The organism is Pseudomonas vranovensis DSM 16006, assembly GCF_000425805.1.
GTDB classification, from domain to species: Bacteria; Pseudomonadota; Gammaproteobacteria; order Pseudomonadales; family Pseudomonadaceae; genus Aquipseudomonas; species Aquipseudomonas vranovensis.
This window is the reverse complement of sequence record NZ_AUED01000002.1, coordinates 394,209-416,056: the sequence shown is the minus strand read 5'-3', so window position 1 is coordinate 416,056 and position 21,848 is coordinate 394,209. Positions and strand designations below refer to the sequence as shown.

Sequence of the window (21,848 nt, the reverse complement as noted above, 5' to 3'; positions counted from 1 at the left end):
AACGACGCGTCCTTTGCAAAGCGTTGGCGTGAAAAACGGCTCAGCTCTTGGTGGAGAAGCGGTAGCCGGTGCCTCGGACGGTTTGTACCAGATTTTCGTACGCCTCACCCAAGGCCTTGCGCAAGCGGCGGATGTGCACGTCGACCGTGCGCTCCTCGACATAGACATTGCCGCCCCACACCTGGTCAAGCAACTGGCCCCGGGTGTAGGCACGCTCCTGGTGGGTCATGAAGAACTGCAACAGGCGGTATTCGGTCGGGCCCATTTCGGCTGGCTTGCCATCAATGGTCACGCGGTGGCTGATCGGATCGAGCAACAGGCCACCGACTTCGATCGGGGCTTCACCGTCGCTCGGGCCGGCGCGACGCAGCACGGCCTTTAGGCGGGCTACCAGTTCGCGTGGCGAGAACGGCTTGGTGATGTAGTCATCGGCCCCGACTTCAAGGCCTTGGATCTTGTTGTCTTCCTCACCCTTGGCGGTGAGCATGATGATCGGGATGTCGCCGGTCAGCTCGTCGCGCTTCAGGCGCCGCGCCAGCTCGATGCCTGAAGTGCCCGGCAGCATCCAGTCGAGCAGGATCAGGTCGGGCTTGCGGTCGACGATGATGGCGTGGGCTTGCTGGGAGTTTTCCGCTTCCAGGCAGTCATAGCCGGCCATTTCCAATGCAACGGCGATCATCTCGCGAATCGGCGCTTCGTCGTCAACGATCAGAATGTTCCTGCCAACCATGTTTTAACCTCTTCCCATTCAGGTGTCTTGGCCCGCATTAGATAACGGAATTATTGCAGTCGTGTGACAGGTCGTGGGCTGTTGCAGCAACATTCTGTTACTGGACTAGGCTTAAATTCCCTCTCCCGAGAATCATGGTGGATCCAATGACACGACATACGCTGAACTGGATGGCGCTTTTTACTGCGGTGGCACTGGCGTTGCCAGGGATAGCGTCGGCCCATCATGCCATGATGAAAGACGGTGTGATGGTCGACCATGCCGGGATGACGCTCTACACCTTCGACAAGGACTCGGGCGGTAAATCCATGTGCAACGACGAGTGCGCCAAGAACTGGCCGCCGCTGACGGTCAAGGCCGGCGACATGGCTGAAGAGGGCTGGACCCAGATCAAGCGCGATGACGGTTCAATGCAATGGGCTTACAAGGGCAAGCCTGTGTACACCTTCATCAAGGACAAAAAGGCCGGTGACATGACCGGTGACGGCATGAAGGATGTGTGGCACGTGATCAAGTAGTCGGGCCGACCTTGCGCTGGCGGCCCGATAGCCGTCAGCGCAGGCTGTAGTCGACGACGATGCTGAGGAAGATCAGCAGCCCGGCCCAGTGGTTGTGCAGGAAAGCCTTGAAGCAGGATTCGCGATCCAGGTTGCGGGTCGACCGATACTCCCACACAAAACAGATCAACGCCGCCACCAGCCCCAGGTGGAACCAGCCGCCCAGTTCGAAGCGGCTGCCGGCAAGCAGCAAGCAGCCCAGCGACAGTACCTGCAAGGTCAGAATGATGATCCGGTCGGCTTCGCCGAAGAGGATCGCCGTCGATTTGACGCCGATCTTCAGGTCGTCGTCGCGGTCGACCATGGCGTAGTAGGTGTCGTAACCCACGGTCCACAGCACGTTGGCGATGTACAGCAGCCAGGCAATGGCCGGCAGCTCGCCGTTGGCCGCCGTGAAGGCCATGGGAATGCCCCACGAATAGGCAGCCCCGAGCACCACCTGCGGGTAGTAGGTGTAGCGCTTCATGAACGGATAGCAGGCTGCCAGCGCCACGGCGCCGAATGACAGCCAGACGGTCGTGGCGTTGGTGCATAGCACCAGCAGGAAGCTCACCCCCACCAGGATCGCGAACAGCACCAGGGCCTCGCGGGCATTGATCCGGCCGGCAGCCAGGGGGCGGTCGGCGGTGCGTTTGACATGGCCATCGACCTTGCGGTCGGCGAAATCGTTGATGGCACAGCCTGCCGCCCGCATCAGCACCACACCGAGGGTGAAGATCACCACGTTGGCCAGGGTCGGCGCACCCTTGGCGGCGATCCATACGGCCGAGAGGGTTGGCCACAGCAGCAGGTAGATGCCGATCGGCCGGTCCATGCGGCTCAGCTGGATGAAGTCCCAGGCCCGTGGATGCAGGCGATTGAGCGACTTGAGCAGCTGCAGGTACATCAGCGGATCTCCCCGGAAATATCAGCGGCCTGCCATAGCGCGGGCAGGAAGACTTCGGCAACCAGCACACTTAGCCCGGCGCGATCAAAGCGCGAGCGGCGTCCCCACAGCGTATTGTTGGCATCTGTGACAGGCAGCCAGGCCTTGGGGTAATGACAGACTTCGATGGCCCGGCGGGTAAAGGCCTGGTCGCAGAACAACAGCTCGCCCAGTGAGCGACTGCCCAGTGCTTCCATGTCCAGACCACCGCTTTCCAGGGCACTGCGGGCTGCCACGCTGCGGGCGAAGACCCAGGCCTGGCCATGACCACGCAGGTATACCTCGCGTACCCAGCCTTCGCTGCCAGGCACCAGCTCCAGCGCGTGGCATTCGTCATCACGCAGCGGCTGCCAGCCTTCGCAAAGGGGTGTGACGGAAAAGTGATCGGCGGATAATTGGGTCAGGCGACGGGTCAAGGACCCTTCATCGAACAACCAGTCAAGGAAGGCAGGCGTTGCGCTGTCTGCTACCTGCGAGTACTGCAACCATTCTGCAGCGGGCGCTTGCGATGTTTCGTACGGCACGATGGTATGGATTAACAGGCCAAAGAGACCGCGAGCTTAGCATGAATGCCCGATCCGGCTTGCATGCTGGCACCTGGCTCCAGTACAAAGCCCCCCTTGATGGTCGCCACCGTAACGTTCCCCAGAGCGGCCACTCCAAAGCCTGAGTTTGTTGAGGAAGTGTGTGATGAAAAAGTGGCAGTGTATTGTTTGCGGCCTGATCTATGACGAAGCCGAGGGGTGGCCGGATGACGGTATTGCCCCGGGAACCCGCTGGGAAGATGTTCCTGCGGACTGGCTGTGCCCCGACTGCGGCGTCGGCAAGATGGACTTTGAAATGATCGCAATCGGCTGATCAATTTTTAACCCAAGACGTTAAGGGAAGCACGGTATGACGGCTCCAGTGGTAATTGTCGGTACAGGCCTGGCGGGCTACAACCTGGCCCGCGAATTTCGCAAGCTCGACGGCGAAACGCCGCTGTTGCTGATCACTGCCGATGATGGCCGTTCGTATTCCAAACCGATGCTTTCCACCGGTTTTGCCAAGAACAAGGATGCCGACGGCCTGGGCATGGCAGAGCCCGGCGCCATGGCGGAACAGCTCAAGGCGGAAGTGCGTACTCATACGCGAATCAGCGGTATCGACCCGGGCCACAAGCGCCTGTGGATCGGCGAAGAGCAGGTGCCGTACCGCGATCTGATCCTGGCATGGGGCGCACAAACCGTTCAGGTGCCGATCGAAGGTGACGCGGGCGAGGCTGTTTTCCCGATCAACGACCTCGAGGATTACGCCCGCTTCCGTGCTGCGGCCGCTGGCAAGCAACGCGTGCTGATTCTGGGAGCAGGCCTGATCGGCTGTGAGTTTGCCAACGACATGAGCCTGGGAGGCTTCGAGGTAGAGCTGGTGGCACCGTGCGAGCAGGTCATGCCCACGTTGCTGCATCCTGCCGCTGCAGCAGCCGTACAGGCTGGCCTGGAGGGGCTTGGTGTACGCTTCCACCTGGGACCGGTGCTGACGCGCCTGCAGCGGGCTGCCAAGGGTCTGGAAGCGCACCTCTCCGACGGTACGCTCATTCCTTGTGACCTGGTGGTGTCGGCCATTGGCCTGCGACCACGCATCGACCTGGCTGCTGCAGCCGGCCTGCAGGTCAATCGTGGCGTTGTGGTCGATCGTCATCTGCGCACCTCCCATGGCAACATCTACGCTTTGGGCGACTGCGCCGAAGTCGACGGCCTCAACCTGCTGTATGTCATGCCGCTGATGAGCTGTGCCCGGGCCCTGGCCCAGACCCTTGCCGGCAACCCGACAGCGGTTGCCTATGGCCCGATGCCGGTGACGGTCAAGACGCCCGCCTGCCCCTTGGTGGTTTCGCCACCGCCCCCTGGCCGTGAAGGTGAATGGCAGGTTGAAGGCCAGGGCCTCGACCTCAAGGTGCTTTGCCGCGATGCAGACGGCAACTTGCTGGGCTATGCCCTGACCGGTGCTGCGGTGATGGAGAAGCTGGCTCTAAATCGGCAACTTCCGGCGCTAATGGCGTAAACGACGGGTGTTCTGTCGGATTCCCCCTGCTATTGCACCAACAATGGCCGCTCAGAGACTGGCGCGACCCCTGACGGCGTGCCATTCTCACTGCCGTCTGCCGCAGTTTAGAGCCTGCGGTGCCTTGGGCGCTGCTCCTTGAAGAGCAGCACGGCATAACAACAAAAAAACCGTCAAAGAGGCTTCACTATGCGTAAACCAGAACTCGCCGCAGCCATTGCTGAAAAGGCCGATCTCACCAAAGAGCAAGCCAACCGCGTACTCAACGCCGTGCTCGAAGAAATCACCGGCGCCTTGCATCGCAAGGACAGCGTAACGCTGGTCGGCTTCGGTACGTTCCTGCAGCGCCATCGCGGTGCCCGCACCGGCAAGAACCCGCAAACCGGCGAGCCGGTGAAGATCAAGGCCAGCAATACCGTGGCTTTCAAACCAGGTAAATCCCTGAAGGACAGCGTCAATCCGTGATGCCTCACACAGATCGATCGCAGTAAAAGACGGGCACCCGACGCGGTGCCCGTTTTTTTGCGCAACATGCCGCTACAGAGCGATGCAGCGATCGCGCGGATACAGACTCGTCACCTATGGTGTTTTCGCAGCGAGACTATAAACTGCTCCGCCAGTCACTTTTTAGTCGAGGCGTGCGCATGAAGTTTCGCTTTCTCCTTTGGGCCATGGGATTGCTGATGGCCAAGGCCAGTCGCAAGAATCCGGCATTCCAGCAACAACTGGCTGACAAGGACCTGGTGTTCCAGCTGCAGACCCTCGATGGCAAGGTGGCACGCCATTTTGTTGTCAAGGATGGGCGTATTCGCAGCCAGTCCGGCACCCATGCTGCCCCGGCCTTCGCCATTGCCTTCAAGGATGCCGCATTCGGCTTTGCCACCTTGCAGGCGAAAAACAAGCAACTGGCCTTCATGCAGGGGATTCAGGACAAAAGTATCCAGATCAAGGGCAATCCGGCGCTGGTGATCTGGTTCCAGGGCCTGATGAAGTACCTGAAACCGAAAAAGAAAGCCTGACCCTCGGGGTCAGGCTGTTTGCTCAGTGCTGGTTGAATTGCGAAGCCAGTTCACGCAACAGCACTTCGGCCTCAAGTACCTTGTTGACCACATCCTCGGCTTTCTCGCGAGGGATGTTCAGGCGGTCCAGCAACTCGTCCGGAATAGGCTCGACCGGCCCCGAGCCGATGCCTCGCACGCGCAGTAGGCGAATAGCCAGGCACACCAGGTTGGGGAACGCGGCATGGTCACCGTCGTACTGCGGATCATGCTGAAAGCGCAGGGCGGTGGCCAACTCTTCGGGCATGTCCCAGAACCGCATCAACCAGGCGCCGATCTGCTCGCGGCTGATCCCCAGCAAATGCTGTTCGACATAGCTGTGGCACAGGTGCGGATTGACCTCCAGGTGGCGGCAGATCAGTGAAAAATGCGGCGGGAACACGTGCGCCAGCAGCAGGTAGCCGAAGTTGTGCAGCAAGCCGGCCAGGTACGTCAGGCCGGCTTCCGGGCGCTCCGCGCGTGGGATGGCACGGGTCAGGCCCTCGATCACGGCGGCGGTGTAGATCGACTGTTGCCAGTATGGCGTGGTGTCCTGCGGGTGGTCCTTGGGCAGGCTCAGGGTTTTGCCCAGTGCCAGGCCCAGCGCCAGGTTGATGACCAGATCAAAACCCAGCACGCGGACGATGGCGTCTTCGACGGAGCGGATCTTGCCCGGTGAAGCGTAGTAGGGTGACGCCGCCCAGCTGACAACCTGGGCAGCCAGCGCCGGGTCGGTCTCGACCACCCCGGTAATGTCGTCGATGGTCGCATTGGGGTCGACGCGCAGCTTGATGATCTTTTGCGCGGTTTCTGCCAGGGGTGGAATCTCGATCGTGCTTTCCAGGCGCTGTTGGATACGCCGGGCAGTGAAGGCCTGGACTGCCTGGGTGATTTCTTCGCGGTCGTCGGCAGGGCGATCGAGGTTGGGACGAATGCTGCTCAGGCGCTCACCGAAATTGCCGGCGCTGGCTTTGCTGAGCATTTTCTTGAAGTCATCGCGCTCGATCTCCAGCAGCAGGCCGGCTTCACCGGAATGCACCAGCAGCTTTTCGGGCTTGAGCAGGCTCTCTTCATAGAGGCAAGGCGAACTGGTCAACGCGGGAATGCCCGGCAGCGTCTTAAGGCCATGCTTGTCGAGCATGTGTTTGAGGCGCTCCAGGGGCACGGCGGCAAGCTTGCGGCCAGTGAGTTCGGCGAGGCGGTTGAGGTCGAGCAACTGGTTCTGCGGGAACAGCACCATCAGCGCGCCGACTGCGTCATCGAGCAAAACGGCCTGGACCTTGCGCTCGGACAGCAGCTGCGAGTGATCCAGCACTTCGCGGTAGGCGATGCCGATTTTGTCGAGCAGCAGCCGGATAACAGACGGAGCGTGGGGGGTTGCGGTGTCCAGGGCAACTTCAGTCATGGTCTGTATCCAGAAATTTTACAATCGCAAGAGTATAACCAGCTTGGGCCTCAAGCTGGATCCATTCTGGGGCAGGCGTCACACTTGTCCGTATTGCTGGCCATGGCGTAACCAGCGCTCAAGCAGCGGGCTGACATGCTCGGGCCAGCGTGCAAGCAGGGCCTGGGCGGCATCGCGCACGGCGGGAAGCAGGTCGGCGTCACGCATCAGGTCCGCGACCTTGAACTGCAGCAGGCCGGTCTGGCGGGTGCCGAGCATTTCACCGGGGCCGCGCAGTTCAAGGTCTTTTTCGGCAATGATGAAACCATCGTTGGTTTCACGCATGATCCCCAGGCGTTCACGACCAATCTGCGACAATGGCGGATGATAGAGCAACACGCAATGGCTCGCCGCACTGCCTCGACCGACCCGGCCACGCAGCTGGTGCAACTGGGCCAGGCCCAGGCGCTCGGGGTTCTCGATAATCATCAAGCTGGCGTTGGGCACGTCGACCCCAACCTCAATGACCGTGGTCGCTACCAGCAAGTGCAGATTGCCTTGCTTGAACTCGGCCATGACTGCGGCTTTTTCGGCAGGCTTCATGCGCCCGTGGATCAGACCGACCCGCAGTTCGCCCAAGGCGCTGCCGAGCTCCTCGAAGGTGGTTTCGGCGGCCTGGCAGGTCAGCTCCTCGGACTCTTCGATCAGGGTGCATACCCAGTACGCCTGGCGCCCTTCGGCGCAAGCGGCGCGAACCCGCTCGACCACCTCGAAGCGTCGGCTGTCGGCGACCAGGACGGTGTTCACTGGCGTACGACCAGGGGGCAGTTCGTCGAGGATCGAGGTGTCCAGGTCGGCATAGGCGCTCATGGCCAGGGTGCGCGGAATAGGAGTGGCGGTCATGATCAACTGATGTGGGCAAAGCTGGCCGCCCACGCCTTTCTGGCGCAGTGCCAGGCGCTGTTGCACGCCAAAGCGGTGCTGTTCGTCGATGATCGCCAAGGCCAGGTTGTTGAACTTCACCTCGTCCTGGAACAGGGCATGGGTGCCGACCACCATTGGAGCACCGCCGGCGATCTGCTCCAGGGCACTGGCGCGGGCCTTGCCCTTGAGCTTGCCCGCCAGCCAGGCCACTTCGATGCCAAGCGGCTCCAGCCAGCGCTTGAAGGTCACGAAGTGCTGTTCTGCAAGAATCTCGGTGGGGGCCATCAGCGCGACCTGATAACCGGCCTCCAGGGCCTGCAGGGCCGCGAGTGCGGCAACCACGGTCTTGCCGGCGCCTACGTCACCCTGGACCAGGCGCAGCATCGGCTCAGGTTGGCTGAGGTCGTAGGCGATTTCGTTACCGACCCGCTGCTGGGCGCCCGTGGGGGCGAAGCCGAGGTTGGCCAGGTACTGCTGCGGCAGCCGGGTTGCCTTGGGTAGTACAGGCGCTCGCTGGGCACGCAGGCTTTCGCGCAGGCGCTGCTGGGACAGCTGATGGGTCAGCAACTCTTCAAAGGCCAGGCGGTGCTGAGCCCAGTGCTGGCCCTCGGCAAGTTCGTCGACGTCGGCATCGGCGGGCGGGTGGTGCAGGTACCGAATCGCATCGTCCAGCGGCGCCAGTTGGTAATCCCGGGCCAGCTCCTGTGGCAGCCAGTCGGGCAGGCTGCGGGGGCCGAGCATGGCCAGGCTTTGCTGGCAAAGCTGGCGCAGGCGCTGTTGGGTCAGGCCTTCGGTGGTCGGGTAGATCGGGGTAAGGGTCTGCTCCACCGGTGCAGGCTCGTCACCGGTCAGGGCGCGGTACTCCGGGTGGTAGATCTCAAGGCCCGAGGCGCCCGGGCGCGCTTCGCCGTAACAGCGCAGGTGGGTGCCCCGTTTGAGGCCTTCCTTCTGCGCATTGCTGAAATGGTAGAAGCGCAGGCTCAGCACACCGGTGCCGTCACCCAGGCGCACCAGCAGGCTGCGACGCTTGCCCATGACCACATCGGTGCCACTGACCACACCTTCGATCACCGCATCCTGGCCGGGACGCAGCGCGCCGATGGGGACCACACGGGTGCGGTCCTGGTAGCGCAGCGGCAGGTGGAAGAGCACGTCCTGAAGGTTCTCCAGGCCAACCTTGGCAAGCTTCTCGGCCATGGCCTCGCCGACGCCCTTCAAGGCCGTCACTGTAACTTGGGACAACTCCGGCATGGTGGTTTCCTACTGGCTCACGGGTGGCTTGGCCACCGAGCACAGGCGGATGGAGTCGGCGAGGATCTCGATCGCCTTGGGCCGCGGGAAGCTGGCGCGCCAGGCAATGGCTACGGTACGAAACGGCGCGGGAGGGCTCAACGGCCGCACTTCGATGACCCCGGGAGCATAGTGGTGACTGTGTACCGCAGAGAGCGGCAGGATCGATACGCCCAGGCCCGAGGCGACCATGTGGCGGATGGTTTCCAGGGAGCTGGATTCAACCGTGGTGTGCTTGGAGCCATCGCTACCCTTGGCCAGGGTCGGGCAGGCTTCGAGCACCTGGTCGCGGAAGCAGTGGCCTTCGCCGAGCAGCAGCAGGCTCTTGTCGTTGAGCAGGCTGGCGTCGATGGTTTCCTTCTGGGTCCAGGGGTGCTCGCTGGGCATCAATACATAGAAAGGTTCGTCGTACAGCGGCATGGTCAGTACGTCGGCTTCGTTGAACGGCAGGGCAATGATCACCGCGTCCAACTCGCCGTTGCGCAGCTTGTCGCGCAGGATGTGGGTGAAGTTCTCTTCGATGTACAACGGCATCTGCGGGGCGACCCGGTGCAGTTGTGGAATCAGGTGCGGGAACAGGTAGGGGCCAACGGTATAGATGGCGCCGACTTTCAGGGGGGCGGTAAGCTGGTTCTTGCCGGCCTGGGCCAGCTCACGGATGCCCTGGGCCTGTTCGAGTACTTTCTGGGCCTGGGCGACGATACCTTCGCCAACCGGTGTCAGGCGTACAGCGCTTTTGCTGCGCTCGAAAATCAGAACACCCAGCTCGTCCTCAAGCTTTTTCACACCCACCGACAAGGTCGGCTGGCTGACATGGCAACGTTCGGCGGCATGGCCGAAGTGCTGTTCCTGGGCGAGGGTGACGATGTAGCGCAATTCTGTGAGGGTCATAACGTGCGTCCATGAAGTTGCGGCCCCAGCATAGCGGCTGCACTCGATAGACGCACGTTATCAGAGTTGCTTATGTGTGACAGAAACAATGCGTCAGCGCTTGTCCAGCGAGTAGACGAAAGGCGCGATCACCTCGATGCTGCCGTTGGTAAGCAATTCCTTCGGCGGTGGTGGTACTGGTTGGGCTCGACGGATCATCTCCAGGGTTGCCCGATCCAGTGCCGCACTGCCCGAACCACCGGCGATGGCGTAAGAAAGAATCTTGCCTTCGCTATCGACCACGAAACGTAGTCGGTTGATGCCTTCCATGCGCATGCGCCGGGCGTTTTCCGGGTAACGCTTGTACTTGGCCAGGTGGCGCAACAGGTCGCTCTGCCAGGTAGGCAGGGCATTGCTGTTACTGGCGATGCTAGGTGCCGGAGCTGCAGATTTCTGTGCCGGTGCGGTGGTGGGCGGCGTATCGACCACTTCCTCGTCGGCAGGTTTTTCCTGCGGCGGCTCAGGCTTTTTCTCAGGCTTGGGCGGCTGTGGCTTGGCCTTTGGCTTCACCTGCTTGGCGACGGCGATTTTGGGTTTGGGCGCATCGGCCAGTTTCGGCAGCGGCGGCTCTTCTACCGGCGCTGGCGGCTGTGGCGGGGTCACCACCTTGGGCGGTGGAGGAGGAGCCGGTTCAGGCATCGGGGCCATCTGGATCATCATCGCCGCGGGGGGCAACTCGATCGCCTGGGGCACCGACCAATTGAGCGTCAGCAGCACGGCGATGGCATGGACCCCCAGCACAATCGCCAGACTACTGCTGTAACGCGCCAGCTTATGCCGCGTCATGATCATTTCTTGGCTGCCGTCTCAAGTCCCACCAGGCCGACTTTCAGGTAACCGGCCGCGCGCAGGGTGTTCATGACTTCCATCAGATCGCCGTAATCCACGCCCTTGTCGGCCTGGAAGAAGATCGTGGTGTCCTTGTCGCCCTTGGTCTTGGCATCGAGTACCGCGCCCAGTTGGTCCCGCTGGACCTGTTCTTCGCCGACATAGACGTTCTGGTCGGCCTTGACGCTGAGGAACACCGGTTTTTCGGGCCTTGGTGCCGGCTTGGCCGTTGAGGCCGGCAGATCGACCTTGATATCAACGGTTGCCAGAGGCGCTGCCACCATGAAGATGATCAGCAGGACCAACATCACGTCGATAAACGGCGTGACGTTGATTTCGTGGTTTTCGGCGAGATCGTCGCCACCCTCGTTAAGATGCAGGCCCATGGCTTACCCCACTTTCACCATGTGAGGGGCAGCGGTGCGCTCGCCGGTCTGGTGGTCCAGGTCGCGGCTGACCAGCAGCAGGACTTCTGCCGAGGCATCGGAAACCTGAGCCTTGTAACCGGCGATGGAGCGGGCGAAGACGTTGTAGATCACTACGGCCGGAATCGCGGCAACCAGGCCCAGCGCGGTAGCCAGCAGGGCCTCGGCGATACCAGGGGCGACAACGGCGAGGTTGGTGGTCTGGGTTTTGGCGATGCCGATGAAGCTGTTCATGATGCCCCAGACGGTGCCGAACAGACCGACGAACGGTGCGGTGGAGCCGATGGTGGCCAGCACGCCGGTGCCGCTGCTCATGTTGCGGCCGCTGGCGGCTACCAGGCGTTCAAGACGGAAGCTGACACGTTCCTTGATGCCTTCTTTCTCGCGGGCGTTGGCCGACAGGCGCATTTCATCCAGCGCATCGTGGACCAGCAAGTGGGCCAGGGTGCCCTCTTTATTGGCGACGTCGCTGGCTTCCTTGAGAGAGGTGGATTTTTTCAGCAGGGCAATTTCGCCACGCAGACGACGCTTGGCGCCCATCAGCTCGAAGCCTTTGGCAATCCAGATGGTCCAGGTGATGATCGAGGCAATGGCCAGGCCGATCATCACGATTTTGACGACGATGTCGGCGTTTTTGTACATGCCCCAAGGAGACAGGTCGTGGGCCATGCCCAGGCTGGTGTCTTCGACCAGCGCTTCAACTTCTTCCGCTTCAGTGACGGCCTGGCCATCGATCGGCGCTACAGCCGGCGCAGCGGCAGGGTCGGCCGGGGCAGCAGGCCCTGCGGCCGCGGGCGCTTCTACCGCAGCAAGGGCGGCAGGTGGCGTGGTCGGCTCATCGGCCAGTGCAGCGGGGGCCATTACCAGGCTGAACATCAGCGCGGCAATGGCGCGCCATGCGCGCGGCGTGGTTGGCGAAGCGGAAGGTTGAATACGTGTCATGCTGGCCGGACCTGATGAAGAAGAAAAAGGTGGTTGTCCTTCTAGGCCTCGAGACGGCCGAGAACAAATTTTGGGCGGCCATTATTGCAAGTAATTCTTGTTAGCAGAAGTAATAAAGTTGCTTTTTTTCCATAATAGCTAGCCGCCTATCGAGTTGTTTGGATAGGCTGGGCCTTTGATTTGCGGAGTTTCAGGATGTCTGCGCCTTCAGTTCTGATCGTCGGTTGTGGCGATGTAGGTAGCCGTTTGGCCAAGCAATTGCTCGCGTGCAGCTGGCAGGTGAGTGGCCTTCGCCGCAATATTGGCCAGTTGCCAGCCGGGGTGAAGGGGGTTGCAGCCGATCTGTTCGATGCGCAGTGCCCGGCTACCTGGCCGGTTGAAACACCGGACTATCTCGTCTACTGCACAGCAGCCAGCCAGCATGACGAGGCCGGCTACAAGGCGGCCTATGTCGATGGCCTGAAGCATGTTCTGGGTTGGCTTGCCGAGCGCGGGCAAACGCCGCGGCGCTTGCTGTTCGTTTCTAGCAGCAGCGTGTATGCCCAGCAGAGCGGTGAATGGATTGACGAAAAGGCGGTGACTGAACCGCAAGGTTACTCCGGCACGGTAATGCTCGATGCTGAGCAGTTGGCACTGGCCGGCGCCGTTCCCGCAACGATCGTGCGCCTGACGGGTATCTATGGGCCTGGGCGTGAATGGCTGCTCAGCCAGGTGCGCCAGGGTTATCGGGTAACTGAGGAGCCGCCGCTCTACGGCAATCGCATTCATGCCGAAGACGCAGCCGGCTTGCTGGCATTTCTGCTCAAGGCCGACGCCGACGGGCGTGCATTGGATGATTGCTATATAGGTGTGGATGACGCCCCGGCTCCCCTGGCCGAAGTGATGGCCTGGCTGCGTGACTTTATGGGCGTAACCCAGTGGTCGGAGCAGGAGCGGGTGCGTCGTACCGGCAGCAAGCGTTGCAGCAACGCGCGGGCTCGGGCGTTGGGCTGGGCGCCACAGTACCCGAGCTTCAAGGAAGGCTATGCGGCGATCCTTGAAGGGCGTTCAGAGTAAGCGTAAGGCTGTCAGTCGCGCTCGAGCAACCATTGGCGGGCGCCAGGATGCAGCTGCGGTTTTTCATCCGGCTTGGCGCTGTTCAGGGCCCGCAGGATTTCCAGCTGGTCGCCGTCACGTTTGAAAATCCACGGTGCGCCGTGCTTGTTGCGCTCGAGCCAGAGGCTATCGAACTCACCGGTCATGTCGGCGCAGTCGCCAGCCAGGCACAGGGCGTAGCGGTCCAGGTTCGGCAGGCCTTCAACGCTGCCGTTCTCGCCAAACTTTACAACTGCGCCCTTGCCGGGGCCTTCGATAATTTCCCATTTGCCGCCCAGATAAGCGCTGTACAGCGCCTGCTCGAAGCTGGTGCCAGTGCGTGCTGCGATGGGGGCAGGGGTCTTGGGCTTTTCGAAGTTCTGTTCCGGTAACAGCTGGCTGGCGTTCTGCACCAGCTCATCGCCGTCCAGGGTCAGGGCCTGGGCCTGACCATCGCCAAACTCGACCTGGCTTTGCTTTTCGCCAGTCTTGAGTTGGCCTTCAACGATCTCGAAACCATTGGTGTAGCTGGCCTGGTTGGCCGCGACGTTGAGCTTCCACTCGTAGTTGGGGCCATTCTCGCGCAGGGCTTGGCGCAGGCTGACGCCTTTGGCGGCAGCATCGATGGCTTTCTGATTGATCCAGATGCCGTTGTAGTCTTCGGGTTTGTGGCTGGAGCAGCCGCTCAGCAGTGCGGCGGCCAATGCCAAGGCAAGCGCATGGCGCATGTCGGGGGTCCTTCCGGGGTCGTGCGGCGGCGAACCGGACGGCTCGCCGCGCGGGGTATCACTCGAGGACGAGGATCGCGTCCATTTCAACTTGCGAGCCGCGTGGCAGGGCAGCTACGCCGATGGCCGCGCGGGCAGGGTAAGGTTGCTCGAAGTACTTGCCCATGATCTCGTTGACCTTGGCGAAGTGGCCCAGGTCGGTCAGGAAGATGTTCAGCTTGACGATGTCCTTGAACGAACCGCCAGCGGCTTCGGCAACGGCCTTGAGGTTCTCGAAGACCTGAACGGTCTGGGCCTCGAAGCCTTCAACCAGTTCCATGGTTTTTGGGTCCAGCGGGATCTGCCCGGACATGTACACCGTGTTGCCGGCCTTGATCGCCTGGGAGTAGGTGCCGATGGCGGCTGGGGCCTTGTCACTGGTGATGACGGTCTTGGTCATGATGACTCCTTGCTGTTATTGGGCTACGCACGCATGCGGGTGATGCGGATCACGCCGGTCAGGGCGCGTAGTTTCTTGATCACGCGGGCCAGGTGTACACGGTCGTGTACGCTGACCACCAGTTGGACCACGCTGATGCGACCATCGCGCTCGTCCATGCTGATTTTCTCGATGTTGCCGTCGGCGGCATTGACGCTGCTGGCCAGCAGGGCGATCAGGCCGCGCTGGTGCTCCAGCTCGACGCGCAGTTCGACATTGAATTCGCCAGTGACATCCTTGGCCCAGGACAGCTGTACGCATTTTTCCGGGTTGTGGCGGATTTCGCTGATATTGCGGCAGTTCTCCAGGTGAACGACCATGCCCTTGCCCGCCGACAGGTGACCGACGATCGGGTCGCCTGGAATCGGCGTACAGCATTTGGCGTAGCTCAGTACCAGGCCTTCGGTGCCGCGAATGGCCAGTGGGCCCTCCGGGGTCGGTAGCTGTTCGCCTTCGGTGGACAGCAGGCGACGGGCAACGACATAGGCCATGCGGTTGCCCAGGCCGATGTCTTCGAGCATGTCCTCGATCTGTTCGAGGCGGTACTCGCTGAGCATGGCCTGGATGCGTTCCTGCGGAATTTTGTCCAGGGCGCTGTCGAAACCGTTGAGGACTTTGTTCAGCAAGCGTTCGCCCAGGTTGATGGACTCGGAGCGACGTTGCAGCTTGAGGGCATGGCGGATATGCGTGCGGGCCTTGCCGGTGACCACGAAGTTGAGCCAGGCTGGGTTTGGGCGAGCGCCCGGGGCGCTGACGATCTCGACGGTCGAACCGCTCTGCAGAGGCTCGGACAATGGCGCCAGGCGGCGATTGATCCGGCAGGCAATGCAGCTGTTGCCGACGTCGGTGTGTACCGCATAGGCAAAATCGACCGCCGTGGAGCCTTTTGGCAGCTCCATGATCCGGCCTTTGGGCGTGAAGACGTAGACCTCGTCGGGGAACAGGTCGATCTTCACGCTTTCGATGAATTCCAGCGAGTTGCCGGCACGCTGCTGCATTTCCAGCACACCTTTGACCCACTGGCGAGCGCGGGCATGGGTGCCCTTTGGCTGCTCGTCGTCACTGGACTTGTACAGCCAGTGGGCGGCGATGCCGTTGTTGGCCATCTCTTCCATTTCGCGGGTGCGGATCTGGATCTCGATGGGCACCCCGTGCATGCCGAACAGGGTGGTGTGCAGCGACTGGTAGCCGTTGGCCTTGGGGATCGCAATATAGTCCTTGAAGCGTCCGGGCAGTGGCTTGTACAGGTTGTGCACGGCGCCGAGCACGCGGTAGCAGGTGTCTACCTTGTCGACGATGATGCGAAACGCATAGACATCCATGATCTCGTTGAAGGCGCGGCGCTTGCCGCGCATCTTCTTGTAGATGCCATAAAGGTGCTTTTGCCGGCCACTGACTTCGCCTTCGATGCCGTCGACGGCCAGGCAATGGGCCAGTGACTCTTCGATCTTGTTGACGATTTCCTTGCGGTTGCCGCGCGCGCGCTTGACGGCCTGGTAGATGCGCGCCGAACGCATCGGGTGCATGGCCTTGAAGCCCAGGTCCTCGAACTCCACGCGCACGCTGTGCATGCCCAGGCGATTGGCGATGGGGGCATAGATTTCGAGGGTTTCTTTGGCGATGCGTCGGCGCTTTTCGCCAGACAGCACCTCAAGGGTGCGCATGTTGTGCAGGCGGTCGGCCAGTTTCACCAGGATCACACGGATGTCCCGGGCCATGGCCATGGCCATTTTCTGGAAGTTTTCCGCCTGGGCCTCGGCCTTGGTCTCGAAGTTCATCTGGGTCAGCTTGCTGACCCCGTCGACCAGTTCGGCCACGGTCTCGCCAAATTGCGAGCTGAGCGCCTCTTTGGCAATGCCGGTGTCTTCGATCACGTCATGGAGCATGGCAGCCATCAGGCTCTGATGGTCCATGTGCATGTCGGCAAGGATGCTGGCCACCGCCAGCGGATGCGTGACGTAGGCTTCGCCGCTGCGACGGCGCTGGCCGTCGTGGGCTTGTTCGGCGTAGAAGTACGCCCGGCGCACCAGGTTGACCTGGTCGGCGCCGAGGTAGGTCGACAGTCGATCGGCGAGGGCGTCTATGCTCGGCACAGTGTTACCTCCTGCCGAGGAATGGGGCCCTGCGCCGTACCGCATCGACCAGGCATAGGCTTAGACGGCCTCGTTGGCCTCTTCCTCGCTACCGAATGCAAAGGCAGGTTCGACTTCGACGATGGATTCGGCGGCAATGAATTCTGGAGTGCAGATGCCTTCAGCAATTTCACGCAGGGCAACGACAGTAGGTTTGTCGTTTTCCCATGCCACTTTCGGCTCTTTGCCGCCGGTGGCCAGCTGACGGGCACGCTTGGTAGAGAGCATGACCAGCTCAAAACGGTTATCCACGTGTTCTAGGCAGTCTTCAACGGTTACGCGGGCCATGGTCTTCCTCAAGTAGCAAATGCGGTGTTCAGCCCGAATGGGCGAGCGGACTCGATAGTTTAAAAAATCACCAGCCTTTAGGGAAGCGCTGATTTCGATTCGAGTCCTTGATAGGTCGACAATATCCAGTTACAGGGCTCTATTTCAAGTGTCCTGTTGTGGCAGTGAATCCAGGTATATCGTGGCGCAAGCCCGCTGTTGCGCCACGGTGACGCCTTATTGGCGCCCCAATGCATCACGCAGCCGAGGGGTCAGCTCATCGAACAGCGTCTGTACTGAGCGCAGCGCGCGGCAGTCCGGACGAGTCAGCAACCAGAGCTCGGTGTCACAACCGGGCAAGGCATCGCTCAAAGGCGCGACCCCCGGCAGGGTGTGGGCCATGTAGTCTGGCAGCGCGGCCACACCCATGCCGGCACTGACCAATTGGGCTATGGCAGAGATACTGCTGCATCGGTAGCGGGGCATCACTCCCGGCAGGTGCTCACTGCGCCAGACCACGGTGGAGTGGTCCTGCATGGTGTCATCCGGGGCGATCCAGGGCAGGCTGGCCGGGGTTTCCTTGAGCTTTTCGCGAAACTCTTCGCGGCCACACACCACGTAGGAGGCCTTGCCCAGGCAGCGACCGACCAGGTGCTCCGGTGGCGAGTTGGTCAGGCGCAGGGCGAGGTCGGCGTCGCGGCGGCTCAGGTTGGCGAAGGTGTTAGAGGTGGCCAGCTCAAGCGAAAGCGCAGGGTAGGCCGGCATGAACTCGGCCAGCGCCGGCAGCAACAGGCTGTGCAGCACTGCATCGGTGCAGGTCAGGCGCACGGTACCACTCACCACTTGCTCACCATGCTCCAGGGCCACTCGGGCGGCATCCAGGGCCTGCTCGGCGCGCTCGGCCTGTTCGGCCAGGGCCTGGGCAGTGCCAGTGGGGATGTAGCCTTTGCGGCTTTTGACGAATAACGCGGTACCCAGGGCGGCTTCCATGCGCCGGATCGAGCGGAACACCGTTGAAACGTCTACCCGTAGCAGCTCTGCCGCCTTGGCCAGCGAGCGTCCGCGTACCAGGGCGAGGACCAGCGATAGGTCGGCGTGACTGATCTGATATTGCATGGGTGCACTCTTTACTTGCCTAAATGCCAATGTCTGTTGCGCTGGGGCCATTCTATAGTGAAGCGGCAGCGGTGAATCAACTCACAACGCTGTCAGATTTTTGGAACGTGCGTCCTAGTAAAGACGACGTCCGGCAGTTCCCCACGATGGGACTCCTTAAAACAACAAACCAAACCATCGCCGCTCCCGATAGCGCAGCAGTACCTCCCCACAGTCGCCCGATAAAAAATCAAAGGATGCCTAGCCATGACGTCGGTCTCTCCGTGCGCCATCCCTCTCGACGAGATGGGTGAATTTCTCAAGGCCTACCCTGAGGTGCAATTTGTCGACCTGCTGATTGCAGACATGAACGGCGTGGTACGGGGCAAGCGCATCGAGCGTGCGAGCCTGGTCAAGGTCTACGAAAAAGGCATCAACCTGCCGGCCTCGTTGTTTGCCCTGGACATCAACGGTTCTACCGTCGAAAGCACAGGCCTGGGCCTTGATATCGGCGATGCCGACCGTATCTGCTACCCGATTCCCGGCACCCTGAGCTACGAGCCCTGGCAGAAGCGCCCAACCGCTCAGTTGCTGATGACCATGCACGAATTGGACGGCAAGCCGTTCTTCGCTGACCCGCGGGAAGTGCTTCGTGGTGTGGTAGAGAAGTTCGACGCGCTGGGCCTGGACATCTGTGCGGCCTTCGAGCTTGAGTTCTACCTGATCGACCAGGATAACCTCAACGGTCGCCCGCAACCGCCGCGCTCGCCGATCTCCGGCAAGCGCCCGATGTCGACTCAGGTTTACCTGATCGACGATCTGGACGAATACGTCGACTGCCTGCAGGACATGCTCGAGGCTGCCAAAGAGCAGGGCATTCCGGCCGATGCCATCGTCAAGGAAAGTGCTCCGGCGCAGTTCGAAGTGAACATGCACCATGTCGTCGACCCGATGAAGGCGTGCGACTACGCGGTGCTGCTCAAGCGCCTGATCAAGAACATCGCGTACGACCATGAGATGGATTCCACCTTCATGGCCAAGCCCTATCCGGGCCAGGCCGGCAACGGTCTGCACGTGCATATTTCGCTGCTGGACAAGAAAACCGGCAAGAACATTTTCGCCAGCGACGATCCCGAGCAGAGCCAGACCCTGCGTCACGCCATCGGTGGCGTGCTCGAGACCATGCCGGCGTCGATGGCCTTCCTGTGCCCGAACGTCAACTCGTACCGCCGTTTCGGCGCTCAATTCTATGTGCCCAATGCACCGAGCTGGGGCCTGGACAACCGTACTGTGGCGGTGCGTGTGCCAACCGGCAGCAGCGATGCCGTGCGTATCGAGCACCGCGTAGCCGGCGCCGACGCCAACCCCTACCTGATGATGGCAGCGATTCTGGCCGGTATTCACCACGGCCTGACCCATCAGATCGAGCCGGGTGCGCCTATCGAAGGCAACTCGTACGAACAGCTGGAGCAGAGCCTGCCGAACAACTTGCGCGATGCGCTGCGTGAACTCGATGACAGTGAAGTGCTGAACCAATACATCAGCCCGGACTACATCGACATTTTTGTCGCCTGCAAGGAAAGCGAAATGGCCGAGTTCGAGGTGTCGATTTCCGACCTCGAATACAACTGGTACCTGCATACCGTGTGATGCCCGGAGAAAACAACAATGGCAACTGCACCACGTGAACACTGGGAACAGCTGTTCCAGACCCTGAAGATCGAAGGCCGCGCCTTTATCGACGGGCAGTATTGCACCAGTGTCGCTGGTGACACTTTCGATTGCTCGAGCCCGGTCGACGGCCGTCACCTGGCGCAGATCGCCAGTTGCGACAGCGCCGACGCCGAGCGCGCGGTGGCCGCTGCGCGACGTACCTTCGACAGTGGTGTCTGGGCCGACCAGGCACCAGCCCAACGCAAGCGTGTGCTGATTGCCTTTGCCGATCTGCTGCTGGCCAACGCCCAGGAGCTGGCATTGCTGGAAACCCTGGACATGGGCAAGCCCATTGCCGACTCCCTGAGCATCGATATTCCGGCGGCGGCCAATGCCATCCGCTGGAATGCCGAAGCCATCGACAAGATTTACGACGAAGTTGCTGCGACCCCGTCCGACCAGCTGGGTTTGGTCACCCGCTCGCCGGTCGGCGTGGTCGCGGCCATTGTTCCGTGGAACTTCCCACTGATGATGGCCTGCTGGAAGCTCGGCCCGGCCCTGGCCACCGGTAACTCGGTGATCTTGAAGCCGTCCGAAAAATCACCGCTGACGGCGATTCGTATCGCCCAGTTGGCCCTGGAGGCCGGAATCCCCGCAGGCGTGCTGAACGTGCTGCCAGGTTTCGGCCATACCGTCGGCAAGGCCTTGGCCCTGCACATGGATGTGGACACCCTGGTGTTCACGGGCTCCACCCGCATTGCCAAGCAGCTGATGGTCTATGCCGGTGAGTCGAACATGAAGCGTGTCTGGCTGGAAGCCGGTGGCAAGAGTCCGAACATCGTGTTCGCCGATGCCCCCGACTTGCAGGCCGCCGCTGAAGCTGCCGCGGCCGCCATCGCCTTCAACCAGGGCGAGGTGTGCATTGCCGGTTCACGCCTGTTGATCGAGCGCAGCATCAAGGCGCGCTTCCTGCCGATGGTGGTCGACGCGCTCAAGGCTTGGAAACCGGGCCACGCGCTGGACCCCGAAACCCGTGTGGGTGCCCTGGTAGATACCACGCAGCTAGACACCGTGCTGGGCTACATCGCGGCCGGCAAGGCCGATGGGGCCACGCTGCTGACCGGTGGCGAGCGCGTGCTGGAAGACACCTGCGGTGTGTATGTGCAGCCGGCAATCTTCGATGGCGTCACCAACGCCATGCGCATCGCGCGCGAGGAGATCTTCGGGCCGGTGCTGTCAGTGATCACCTTCGACAGCGCCGAGGAGGCCGTGGCCATTGCCAACGACTCGCCTTTCGGCCTGGCCGCAGCCGTGTGGACCAGCGATATTTCTCGCGCCCACAAGACCGCCCGTGCCCTGCGTGCCGGCAGTGTCTGGGTCAACCAGTATGACGGCGGTGACATGACCGCGCCGTTCGGCGGCTTCAAGCAGTCGGGTAATGGCCGTGACAAGTCGCTGCACGCTTTTGACAAATACACCGAACTCAAGGCGACCTGGATCAAGCTGTAAGGGAGGGTGAACCCATGCAAACTACCAATGACCTGCCGCCTTTGATTGGCATTTCGGCTTGTCGTCAGCAGCTTGGCCACAACTCGTCGCATACCGTGGGCGACAAATATGTCGAGGCGGCAGGCTTCGCCGGGATTCCGCTGATTCTTCCGGCGCGGGCCGAGCCAGTCGATCCACAGCGCGTGCTCGAGCGCCTGGATGGCATTCTTTTTACCGGTTCGCCTTCAAATGTCGAGCCGCATCATTACAATGGCGCCCCCAGCGTGGAAGGTACGAAGCACGATGTGTTTCGCGACCGCTTGACCCTGCCTTTGCTGCAGGCCGCCATTGCCAGCGGTGTGCCGGTGTTCTGCATCTGCCGTGGGTTTCAGGAACTGAATGTCGCCCTGGGCGGCACCTTGCACCAGCGGGTGCAGGAGCTGCCAGGTTTCCTGGATCACCGCGAGCCGCAGGACGCACCACTGGAAGAGCAATACAGCCCGCGCCATAGCGTTACCGTTCAGCCCGGCGGGTTGTTCGAGCGCCTTGGGCTGGAGCCCGGCTTCATGGTCAATTCCCTTCACAGCCAGGGCATCGATCGCCTGGCGGGTGATTTGCGCGCGGAAGCGCGGGCGCCCGATGGGTTGATTGAAGCGGTGTCGATGCCAGACGCCCCGGGCTTTGTAGTCGGTGTGCAATGGCACCCCGAGTACCGCCTGGCCGAAAACCCGGTTTCGCTGCGTCTGTTCCGGGCGTTTCGTGAAGCATGCCTGGCCCGTGCAAGGGGCGAGCGCTACCGGGAGAAGGCCCTATGAGGTCATCCGGGTGATCCGGACGTGCAGTATCGGCAACAGGTTTGAATGAGTGAAAGCGGGCGCCCTGCGGGGCGTCCTGAAAAACAATACCAAAAGCGGCGGC

At 61.6% G+C, this 21,848-nt stretch carries 23 protein-coding genes; 9 read left to right on the top strand and 14 right to left on the bottom strand.

Annotated elements, in window-relative coordinates:
* Positions 1-40: 40 nt before the first annotated feature.
* Complete coding sequence (phoB, locus tag H621_RS0105920) at positions 41-730, bottom strand: phosphate regulon transcriptional regulator PhoB (RefSeq protein WP_028942483.1); 690 nt, start codon at positions 728-730, stop codon at positions 41-43.
* A gap of 146 nt (positions 731-876) precedes the next feature.
* Here phoB and H621_RS0105915 point away from each other — a divergent pair, with 146 nt between their 5' ends.
* On the top strand, positions 877-1,248 hold the full coding sequence (locus H621_RS0105915) for a COG4315 family predicted lipoprotein (RefSeq protein ID WP_028942482.1): 372 nt from the start codon (positions 877-879) through the stop codon (positions 1,246-1,248).
* 34 nt (positions 1,249-1,282) lie between these two features.
* On the opposite strand, the gene ubiA is transcribed toward H621_RS0105915, so the two are convergent.
* Complete coding sequence (gene ubiA, locus H621_RS0105910) at positions 1,283-2,173, bottom strand: 4-hydroxybenzoate octaprenyltransferase (RefSeq protein ID WP_028942481.1); 891 nt, start codon at positions 2,171-2,173, stop codon at positions 1,283-1,285.
* Positions 2,173-2,736 (bottom strand): chorismate--pyruvate lyase family protein, encoded by a 564-nt coding sequence (locus H621_RS0105905; RefSeq protein ID WP_028942480.1) that lies wholly within the window; start codon positions 2,734-2,736, stop codon positions 2,173-2,175. The genes ubiA and H621_RS0105905 overlap by 1 nt, the downstream gene beginning before the upstream one ends.
* A gap of 166 nt (positions 2,737-2,902) precedes the next feature.
* On the opposite strand from H621_RS0105905, the gene H621_RS0105900 reads away from it, so the two are divergent.
* From H621_RS0105900 to H621_RS0105885, 4 genes are all read left to right on the top strand, one after another.
* A complete protein-coding gene (locus H621_RS0105900; protein WP_028942479.1) occupies positions 2,903-3,070 on the top strand; it encodes a rubredoxin in 168 nt (55 codons plus the stop codon).
* A 36-nt stretch (positions 3,071-3,106) separates the two neighbouring features.
* Positions 3,107-4,255: an NAD(P)/FAD-dependent oxidoreductase gene (locus H621_RS0105895; protein WP_028942478.1), complete on the top strand. Its 1,149-nt coding sequence runs from the start codon at positions 3,107-3,109 to the stop codon at positions 4,253-4,255.
* A 189-nt stretch (positions 4,256-4,444) separates the two neighbouring features.
* Positions 4,445-4,720, top strand: a complete 276-nt coding sequence (locus tag H621_RS0105890) for an HU family DNA-binding protein (RefSeq protein ID WP_003213368.1) — start codon at positions 4,445-4,447, stop codon at positions 4,718-4,720.
* A gap of 179 nt (positions 4,721-4,899) precedes the next feature.
* Positions 4,900-5,274 carry an SCP2 sterol-binding domain-containing protein gene (locus H621_RS0105885; protein WP_028942477.1) on the top strand — a complete coding sequence of 125 codons (375 nt, stop codon included), beginning with the start codon at positions 4,900-4,902 and terminating at the stop codon, positions 5,272-5,274.
* Positions 5,275-5,296: 22 nt separating this feature from the next.
* Here the strand turns inward: H621_RS0105885 and H621_RS0105880 are convergent, their stop codons facing one another.
* The 6 genes from H621_RS0105880 to exbB all read right to left on the bottom strand — a co-directional run bounded on the left by H621_RS0105880 (position 5,297) and on the right by exbB (position 12,015).
* A complete protein-coding gene (locus H621_RS0105880) occupies positions 5,297-6,697 on the bottom strand; it encodes an aminoacyl-tRNA deacylase and HDOD domain-containing protein (protein ID WP_028942476.1) in 1,401 nt (466 codons plus the stop codon).
* A 78-nt stretch (positions 6,698-6,775) separates the two neighbouring features.
* On the bottom strand, positions 6,776-8,851 hold the full coding sequence (gene recG / locus H621_RS0105875) for an ATP-dependent DNA helicase RecG (protein WP_028942475.1): 2,076 nt from the start codon (positions 8,849-8,851) through the stop codon (positions 6,776-6,778).
* Between the two features lie 9 nt (positions 8,852-8,860).
* Positions 8,861-9,781 carry a hydrogen peroxide-inducible genes activator gene (locus H621_RS0105870; protein ID WP_028942474.1) on the bottom strand — a complete coding sequence of 307 codons (921 nt, stop codon included), beginning with the start codon at positions 9,779-9,781 and terminating at the stop codon, positions 8,861-8,863.
* Positions 9,782-9,874: 93 nt separating this feature from the next.
* Entirely contained in the window at positions 9,875-10,612 is a 738-nt protein-coding gene (locus H621_RS0105865; RefSeq protein WP_028942473.1) for an energy transducer TonB, read from the bottom strand.
* Positions 10,609-11,034 carry a TonB system transport protein ExbD gene (exbD, locus tag H621_RS0105860; RefSeq protein WP_028942472.1) on the bottom strand — a complete coding sequence of 142 codons (426 nt, stop codon included), beginning with the start codon at positions 11,032-11,034 and terminating at the stop codon, positions 10,609-10,611. Before exbD ends, H621_RS0105865 begins: the two co-directional genes overlap by 4 nt.
* Positions 11,035-11,037: 3 nt before the next feature.
* Positions 11,038-12,015 (bottom strand): tonB-system energizer ExbB, encoded by a 978-nt coding sequence (exbB, locus tag H621_RS0105855; protein WP_028942471.1) that lies wholly within the window; start codon positions 12,013-12,015, stop codon positions 11,038-11,040.
* A gap of 195 nt (positions 12,016-12,210) precedes the next feature.
* On the opposite strand from exbB, the gene H621_RS0105850 reads away from it, so the two are divergent.
* A complete protein-coding gene (locus H621_RS0105850; RefSeq protein ID WP_028942470.1) occupies positions 12,211-13,071 on the top strand; it encodes an SDR family oxidoreductase in 861 nt (286 codons plus the stop codon).
* 11 nt (positions 13,072-13,082) lie between these two features.
* Here H621_RS0105850 and H621_RS0105845 read toward each other — a convergent pair whose 3' ends face one another.
* The 5 genes from H621_RS0105845 to H621_RS0105825 form a co-directional block, all read right to left on the bottom strand.
* Entirely contained in the window at positions 13,083-13,817 is a 735-nt protein-coding gene (locus H621_RS0105845; RefSeq protein ID WP_028942469.1) for a hypothetical protein, read from the bottom strand.
* A 58-nt stretch (positions 13,818-13,875) separates the two neighbouring features.
* The gene (locus tag H621_RS0105840; protein WP_028942468.1) at positions 13,876-14,256 is read right to left on the bottom strand and encodes a RidA family protein; all 381 of its coding nucleotides are present in this window, start codon (positions 14,254-14,256) and stop codon (positions 13,876-13,878) included.
* A 23-nt stretch (positions 14,257-14,279) separates the two neighbouring features.
* Complete coding sequence (gene spoT / locus H621_RS0105835) at positions 14,280-16,388, bottom strand: bifunctional GTP diphosphokinase/guanosine-3',5'-bis pyrophosphate 3'-pyrophosphohydrolase (protein WP_028942467.1); 2,109 nt, start codon at positions 16,386-16,388, stop codon at positions 14,280-14,282.
* Between the two features lie 60 nt (positions 16,389-16,448).
* A complete protein-coding gene (gene rpoZ / locus H621_RS0105830; protein WP_028942466.1) occupies positions 16,449-16,715 on the bottom strand; it encodes a DNA-directed RNA polymerase subunit omega in 267 nt (88 codons plus the stop codon).
* A 216-nt stretch (positions 16,716-16,931) separates the two neighbouring features.
* A complete protein-coding gene (locus H621_RS0105825) occupies positions 16,932-17,810 on the bottom strand; it encodes a LysR family transcriptional regulator (protein WP_028942465.1) in 879 nt (292 codons plus the stop codon).
* Between the two features lie 246 nt (positions 17,811-18,056).
* Here H621_RS0105825 and H621_RS0105820 point away from each other — a divergent pair, with 246 nt between their 5' ends.
* The 3 genes from H621_RS0105820 to H621_RS0105810 are packed head-to-tail and all read left to right on the top strand — an operon-like array spanning position 18,057 to position 21,745.
* Positions 18,057-19,439, top strand: coding sequence for a glutamine synthetase family protein (locus H621_RS0105820; RefSeq protein ID WP_028942464.1), 1,383 nt, complete (start codon positions 18,057-18,059; stop codon positions 19,437-19,439).
* Between the two features lie 18 nt (positions 19,440-19,457).
* Positions 19,458-20,951 carry an aldehyde dehydrogenase gene (locus H621_RS0105815; protein ID WP_028942463.1) on the top strand — a complete coding sequence of 498 codons (1,494 nt, stop codon included), beginning with the start codon at positions 19,458-19,460 and terminating at the stop codon, positions 20,949-20,951.
* A 14-nt stretch (positions 20,952-20,965) separates the two neighbouring features.
* Complete coding sequence (locus H621_RS0105810; protein WP_028942462.1) at positions 20,966-21,745, top strand: gamma-glutamyl-gamma-aminobutyrate hydrolase family protein; 780 nt, start codon at positions 20,966-20,968, stop codon at positions 21,743-21,745.
* Positions 21,746-21,848: the final 103 nt, after the last annotated feature.